The 6,357-nt window shown below is 52.5% G+C and carries 9 protein-coding genes; 6 read left to right on the forward strand and 3 right to left on the reverse strand.

Annotation, left to right across the window (positions count from 1 at the left end):
• Window positions 1-155 precede the first annotated feature (155 nt).
• Window positions 156-317 (forward strand): YnfU family zinc-binding protein, encoded by a 162-nt coding sequence (locus RTY00_RS17785; RefSeq protein ID WP_231102738.1) that lies wholly within the window; start codon window positions 156-158, stop codon window positions 315-317.
• Between the two features lie 4 nt (window positions 318-321).
• Window positions 322-567: a hypothetical protein gene (locus tag RTY00_RS17790; protein WP_312665319.1), complete on the forward strand. Its 246-nt coding sequence runs from the start codon at window positions 322-324 to the stop codon at window positions 565-567.
• Window positions 568-583: 16 nt separating this feature from the next.
• On the opposite strand, the gene RTY00_RS17795 is transcribed toward RTY00_RS17790, so the two are convergent.
• On the reverse strand, window positions 584-856 hold the full coding sequence (locus RTY00_RS17795; protein ID WP_312665320.1) for a hypothetical protein: 273 nt from the start codon (window positions 854-856) through the stop codon (window positions 584-586).
• A 195-nt stretch (window positions 857-1,051) separates the two neighbouring features.
• Here RTY00_RS17795 and RTY00_RS17800 point away from each other — a divergent pair, with 195 nt between their 5' ends.
• Both RTY00_RS17800 and clcA read left to right on the forward strand, forming a co-directional pair.
• On the forward strand, window positions 1,052-1,528 hold the full coding sequence (locus RTY00_RS17800) for a ferritin-like domain-containing protein (RefSeq protein WP_061719259.1): 477 nt from the start codon (window positions 1,052-1,054) through the stop codon (window positions 1,526-1,528).
• Window positions 1,529-1,680: 152 nt separating this feature from the next.
• Entirely contained in the window at window positions 1,681-3,069 is a 1,389-nt protein-coding gene (gene clcA, locus RTY00_RS17805; protein ID WP_312665321.1) for a H(+)/Cl(-) exchange transporter ClcA, read from the forward strand.
• Window positions 3,070-3,096: 27 nt separating this feature from the next.
• Here the strand turns inward: clcA and ampR are convergent, their stop codons facing one another.
• Window positions 3,097-3,975 (reverse strand): LysR family transcriptional regulator AmpR, encoded by an 879-nt coding sequence (ampR, locus tag RTY00_RS17810; protein ID WP_312665322.1) that lies wholly within the window; start codon window positions 3,973-3,975, stop codon window positions 3,097-3,099.
• A 116-nt stretch (window positions 3,976-4,091) separates the two neighbouring features.
• On the opposite strand from ampR, the gene blaPSZ reads away from it, so the two are divergent.
• Together blaPSZ and RTY00_RS17820 are read left to right on the forward strand one after the other, a co-directional pair.
• A complete protein-coding gene (blaPSZ, locus tag RTY00_RS17815) occupies window positions 4,092-5,225 on the forward strand; it encodes a PSZ family class C beta-lactamase (RefSeq protein WP_312665324.1) in 1,134 nt (377 codons plus the stop codon).
• 71 nt (window positions 5,226-5,296) lie between these two features.
• Window positions 5,297-5,437, forward strand: a complete 141-nt coding sequence (locus RTY00_RS17820; protein ID WP_008106109.1) for a hypothetical protein — start codon at window positions 5,297-5,299, stop codon at window positions 5,435-5,437.
• On the opposite strand, the gene RTY00_RS17825 is transcribed toward RTY00_RS17820, so the two are convergent.
• Window positions 5,424-6,357 (reverse strand): MFS transporter (locus RTY00_RS17825; protein ID WP_312665323.1); only part of this gene is annotated, 934 nt, incomplete at its 5' end. The genes RTY00_RS17820 and RTY00_RS17825 overlap by 14 nt on opposite strands.

Raw genomic sequence — 6,357 nt, forward strand, 5'->3', positions numbered from 1 at the left:
ATTTAACGGTTGGCTTTATATAATTAAAGTAAATTTAAAACATTTAACTGAACATAATGATGGAGTTGAAGATCATTAACAATGTTGTCAAGTGTTAGTTGCAGTGGAAAAAATCAGGTGTGTTAGAATGAGTTAACTGAAAAAGGAAATAAATCATGAGCTGGTTAAATCAATTCTTAGAAAATTTATCACGCCGGGAAGTAAAAACGCAGTGCCCAGTGTGTAAAAAATTCTGTCCGCAATCTTCCCTAAAACAAGCGCGCGGACAGGCCATGTTGTGCCCGCACTGTAAATCACTGTTTATTGCTGAGGAGTAGATTCATGCGCCATATTCTTGAATGGATTAATTTAAATGAACAGGCACCGGGCTACAAGCAAGAGTGCATCGTGCAATTTGACAATGGTGAAGTGCAGGGCGGCTGGCTTTACGGCGGACAATCACGCAACGGTGAACATATTTTTCTTGAGTCACACGCTGAATATGAGACCAGCATGGGTGTTAATTTTTGGATGTCTTTGCCGCCGGCGCAACCGGACCAGCTTGCCACTCTTCACTCCATAATATGAAAAGAGAGAAATAATATTATCGCTCATATTCGATAAATGACCGCTGCGCTTCGGCCTGATCGACAAACTGAAATCCCAGTGGATGTATTAATTTTTCATCACAATACCAGCGATCATTTATTCGTTTAAAAACCTCACCCTGATGAAATGGTTGAGCTTTATCCAGGCGCATAACGGCATATTTACCATTATTAAAGGTAACTTCATACAGGGAAATTAATCCGAGCGGCAGTAATTTGCGTTCGTGAATGATTTCACCGCTGAGTTCAGGTTGGCTTGGCTTTTTCATGATTATGTCTCCGCTTGACCTCCTTTAATTCTGGCAATGATTTAAATAATGCGTAATGTTTATTTTTAAGGCTTCGCTTGTGAATTGCGCAATGTCCGCCAGGATTAAGTCAGTCTTATGTGTCGGCGCAATTTTTTATTCCTTCTCGCCCGCGTTTTACCTACCTGACATCCTATTTTATCAAAAGGCAATATTATGACGATTAAAACACTGCACGATCTGTTTGTGCATGATCTCTCTGATATTTACAGCGCAGAAAAACAGATTACCAAAGCGTTACCAAAAATGATTCGTGCGGCCACCGATCCTAATCTGGTCGCGGCCTTTAAACAGCATCTGGAAGAGACGCGCGGACAAATTGAACGTATCGATCAACTGGTTGAGCTCACTGAAGGTGTGCAGATAAAACGGATGAAATGTCATGCGCTGGAAGGTTTGGCTGAAGAAGCGCAGGAGATCATCGATGAAGTGGAGAAAGGACCGGTTTGCGATGCCGGATTGATCGGAGCTGCGCAGAAGGTAGAACACTATGAGATCGCCACTTACGGTACTTTGCGCGCGTTAGCCCTGAAACTGGATTATCAGGACGCCGCGAAGTTATTGGGTGAAACGCTGGAAGAAGAAAAAGCCACCGACGAAAAACTGACGCTGATTGCTGAAGAGCAGGATTAATTCCCTGTGGAGGAGGCTAATGCAGCCAGCCTCTTCCAACCTGAAAGATCCGCTTGCGAATTCCTGGGTTAAAAATCACTTCACTTTCAGTATGCTAATCCCTCTTTTCTCAAACTCACGTTTGAACACTGTTATGAAAACAGAGGATTTGCATGCCTGCCAATGGTCATTCCGCAGAGCCCAACACGGTATTACGTGCTGGGCGCTTCTTATTGATGCAGAAACTATTACGCCGCGACAAAACGCCGGTCGCGCTGTTGCTGCTGGCCGCGCTGGTCGGTGTGTTAACCGGCCTGGTTGGCGTGGCCTTTGATAAAGCGGTCAACTTCGTAGTTCAGACGCGATTGAGCTGGCTTGATAATGCGGATGACAATCTGCTAGTGAAAATCGCCGGCGCGTTTCTGCTCTCGGCGCTATTAGGTGCTATCGGCTACTTTCTGGTGCGATGCTTCGCGCCGGAAGCGGGCGGATCGGGCATTCCCGAAATTGAAGGCGCGCTGGAGGAACTCCGTCCGGTGCGCTGGTGGCGCGTGCTGCCGGTGAAATTTATCGGCGGCATGGGTGCGTTAGGATCGGGCATGGTGCTGGGTCGCGAAGGACCAACCGTGCAGTTGGGCGGCAATATCGGCGGCATGTGTGTTGATCTGTTCCGCGTAAAATCCTCTGAGTCTCGCCACACGTTGCTGGCAACCGGCGCTGCCGCGGGTTTGTCGGCCGCTTTCAACGCGCCGCTGGCCGGCATCCTGTTTATTATCGAAGAGATGCGTCCGCAGTTTCGCTACAGCCTGATTTCCATCAAAGCGGTGTTTGTTGGCGTTATCGTTTCCAGCATTGTTTTCCGCGTGTGTAATGGTAATGAGGCGATCATCAATATTGGTCAACTGCAGGATGCGCCCACCAATACGCTGTGGCTTTATCTGCTGTTAGGTGTGTTATTTGGTGGCTGCGGCGTGGCGTTTAACCGCTTCATTTTCCTCGCGCAGGATCAGTTTCAACGCTTACATAAAGGCCGCGTGGCACCTTGGGTGATGTGGGGAAGTTTGCTGGCGGGAATGTGTGGCGTGATTGGTTTGGTGCTGCCACAAGCGATCAACGGCGGGATTTCCCTGATTCCCGATTTCTCCAGCGGCGGTTACAGCGCGCTGGCGCTCTTTGCTATTTTCGCGCTGCGCACCTTGATTACTATTTGCTGTTTTTCCTCCGGCGCGCCGGGCGGTATTTTTGCACCGATGCTGACGTTGGGCACGCTGTTAGGTACTTGTTTCGGGCAACTCTGCATGCAGTGGTTGCCGGGTTTGCATCTGGAGCCAGCAACCTTTGCAGTAGCTGGTATGGGCGCGCTGTTTGCGGCCTCGGTGCGTGCGCCGCTGACCGGCATTGTGCTGGTGCTGGAGATGACCAACAATTATCAGCTGATTTTGCCGATGATCATTACCTGTCTCGGCGCGACGCTGGCCGCGCAATTCTTCGGCGGCAAACCGTTGTACTCCTCAATTCTTGCGCGCACGCTGGCGAAAGTGAAACAGATAAATGTTCAGTAGGTGATTCGGTCGCCATGAATGGCGACCCTACGACGCCTGATGCGCACTCATCACCCAATCTGAAAAAGCCGTCATCGCGGCGCTTTCTGGCCGCGACTGCAAACGCGTTAACCAGTAGCCGCCGAGATCGATCTCTGCGGCGAAAGGGCGCACCAGCTTCTCGCTTTGCAGCAGGTGATTGAAAATTTTCACCGGTGCCAGCGCAATCCCTGCGCCCAACAATGCCGCTTCGATCATCGTTAGTGACGAGTCAAAAATCATCACCGGATGCGCAGGCGATGGCGCATTTTCATTAATGCTGTGCAGCCATTGGCTCCACTCATCACGGCGAAACGATCGCAGCAGGGTGAATTTGTGCACGTCTGCAGGCTGCTGCAACTGCCGGGCAATGGCGGGATTACACAACGGCGATAGCGGGGCCGAACAAATAAACTGCGCCTCGGTGCCGTGCCAGGCGCCGCTGCCAAAGCGAATGGTGTAATCGTGGCCTTCGGCGGCTGGATCGACGCGATTATTGTGGGTGGAGAGCTGCAGTTCTATGTGTGGATAGCGGCGGTTAAAATCCTCTAAACGCGGCAACAGCAAACCGGTGGCGAAGCTTCCCACCACGGCGACCTTTAATTTCTCGCGCATTTGGCCCGATGAGAAGCGGTCCAGCGTATCGGCAATACGATCGAATGAATCGTTTAATACCGGCAACAGGCTTTCGCCTTCGGTGGTCAGCATTAATCCGCGTGATACCCGCACAAACAGCTGGCAGCCGAGCTGCTGCTCCAGCGATTTCACCTGCTGGCTGACGGCTGCATGGGTTACATGCAGCTCAATAGCAGCGTTAGTAAAACTTAGATGACGTGCGGCGGCTTCAAAGGCTCTGAGCGCGTTAAGTGGAATATAATGGCGAGTCATGCGGTGACCTGTAAGAATTTCTATTGTCTGACGCTAAAATTAACAGTTTGTTGCTGCCTGTCAAATTGGGCAAACTGCCCGCGGAACAACAACCCGGAAGGTTAATAACAGTGAAATTGATTTCTCAAACTTTGATAGCAACAGCACTGACATCGGTGTGCTCGATGACGTTCGCCGCGACGCCTGATGTGGACGCCATCGTTGATCAGGCCATCAAACCGCTGATGCAGCAGCAAGCCATTCCCGGCATGGCGGTGGCGGTGGTGGTTAAAGGCCAGCCGCACTATTTCACCTGGGGTATGGCGGATGAAAAACAGCAGCGTCCGGTCACGCAAGATACGCTGTTTGAACTGGGTTCGGTGAGTAAAACCTTCACCGGCGTGCTGAGTGGCGTGGCGGTGAATAAAGGTGAGATCGCACTGAGCGATCGCGCCAGCAAATACTGGCCGGCGCTGAATACGCCGCAGTGGCGTGACATCACGCTGCTGCAATTAGCAACTTACACCGCCGGCGGCCTGCAGCTGCAGGTTCCCGATGCGGTGACCGATGAAAAGGCGCTGGCGTACTTCTATCAACAGTGGCAACCGCAATGGGCGCCGGGCAACACGCGTCAGTATGCGAACAGCAGCATCGGCTTGTTTGGCTGGCTGGCGACGAAACCCAGCGGGCTGACATTTGAGCAGGCGATGCAGCAACGCGTTTTTACGCCGTTGCAACTTAAGCACACCTTTATCACCGTACCCGATACTGCAAAAGACGCATACGCCTGGGGCTATCGCGAAGGCAAGCCGGTGCGCGTGTCGCCGGGCATGTTGGATGCCGAAGCCTATGGCGTGAAGTCGTCAATTAAAGATATGGCGCGCTGGATGCAGGCCAACATGGATCCGCAGCAGGTAAAAGACCAAACGCTGCAGCAGGCGCTGAATTTCGCGCAAACGCGTTTCTATCGTACCGATGCGTTATATCAGGGGTTGGGGTGGGAAATGCTCGATTGGCCCGCTCAGGCAGACATGGCAGTGAAGGGCGCGGATAACAAGGTGGCGCTCGGCCCGCAGCCGGTACGGGATGCGAAAGCACATCCGCGTGTAACAGCGTCGTGGGTGCATAAAACCGGCGCAACCGGCGGATTCGGTGCCTATGTCGCCTTCATCCCAGAGAAGCAGGTCGGCATTGTGATCCTGGCAAACAAAAATTATCCCAATACCGAGCGGGTTAAAGCGGCGATGCAGATCCTGAAAGCGTTGCAGTAAGCGTGTGGGGTGAACTTATCGCCCCATCCAGATCAACTACACTTTATGGGTGATTAACCAAGGAGCTGCAGATGAGCCATCACCCGAAAGATAAACGTGACGTGAATGACGAAAAGCATCCCGCTAAGGACAACCCCAGTGAACACGGTGAGATCCCGAGAACGCGAGATGACAGTGAAGATGATAAAAAAGATCCGTTTAACGACGAATAACTAACATCATCAGCAAGGGTAGCGCGGCAAACAGCATTAATGCGGTCGACGCGCTAGCCTGCGCATAAAGTTGTCCGAACAGCAGCGATCCGATGACCTGGCCCGAAGCCAACATGAAAAACAGAATGCCTACGCCGATGGCGGGGGCATTTTTCGTTGCTGCTGCTCCCCACACCAGCAACACGCCCGAGAGCGTAACGTATGCAGCGCCACCCAGTGCCACGGCGGGAAATAGCCAGATTGAATAGTGATGGCTGATTGCCAGAAGCAGTAAGGGAACGGCGAGGCAGCACTGCGACAGCCAATAAACCCACTTCATCCCTATCCATTTCGCCATCGGGCCAGTGAAGGCACCGATAATGCCTGCTGCGCCACCAATGAGCCACAGCAGGCTCACTATGCGATCGCTGACGTCAATGTGATGCAGCAAATCCGGACCGAAGCTCCACCAGGCTGCACTGGCGATGCCGCTGATAAACGCAATGACGATGAGTTTTTGCAGAGAACGCCGGCGAAGGTGGCTTAACCAGGATTCATGCTCGCTGTTTTCACTTTGATGGGGTAGCTGGCGCCAAATCGGCATCAGACAGATCAACGCCAGCATGGCGAAAACGCCACAGGCGACGCGCCAGCCGCCGGGTAGCCAGTACAAAATTGGTACAGACAGCATAATTCCCATGCTGGTTCCGGCATTGATCACGGTATTCATCTGCGGCTGCTGTTCAGCCTCAATGCGCTGGCTGACGGCGCTCGCTAACGCAGGCGAGGCGAGACCGGCGCTCATGCCGGCGATAAACAATCCCACGGCTAGCATCAACGGTGATAAGGAGAACGCGATAATCAGCAAACCCAATGCGGCACAAAGCGCGGCAACGGCAGCAGGAAAACGCGGTCCCGCGCGGGCGGTCATCATCGGCGCG

The sequence above is a fragment of the Pantoea sp. CTOTU49201 genome (assembly GCF_032054795.1).
GTDB lineage: Bacteria > Pseudomonadota > Gammaproteobacteria > Enterobacterales > Enterobacteriaceae > Pantoea > Pantoea symbiotica.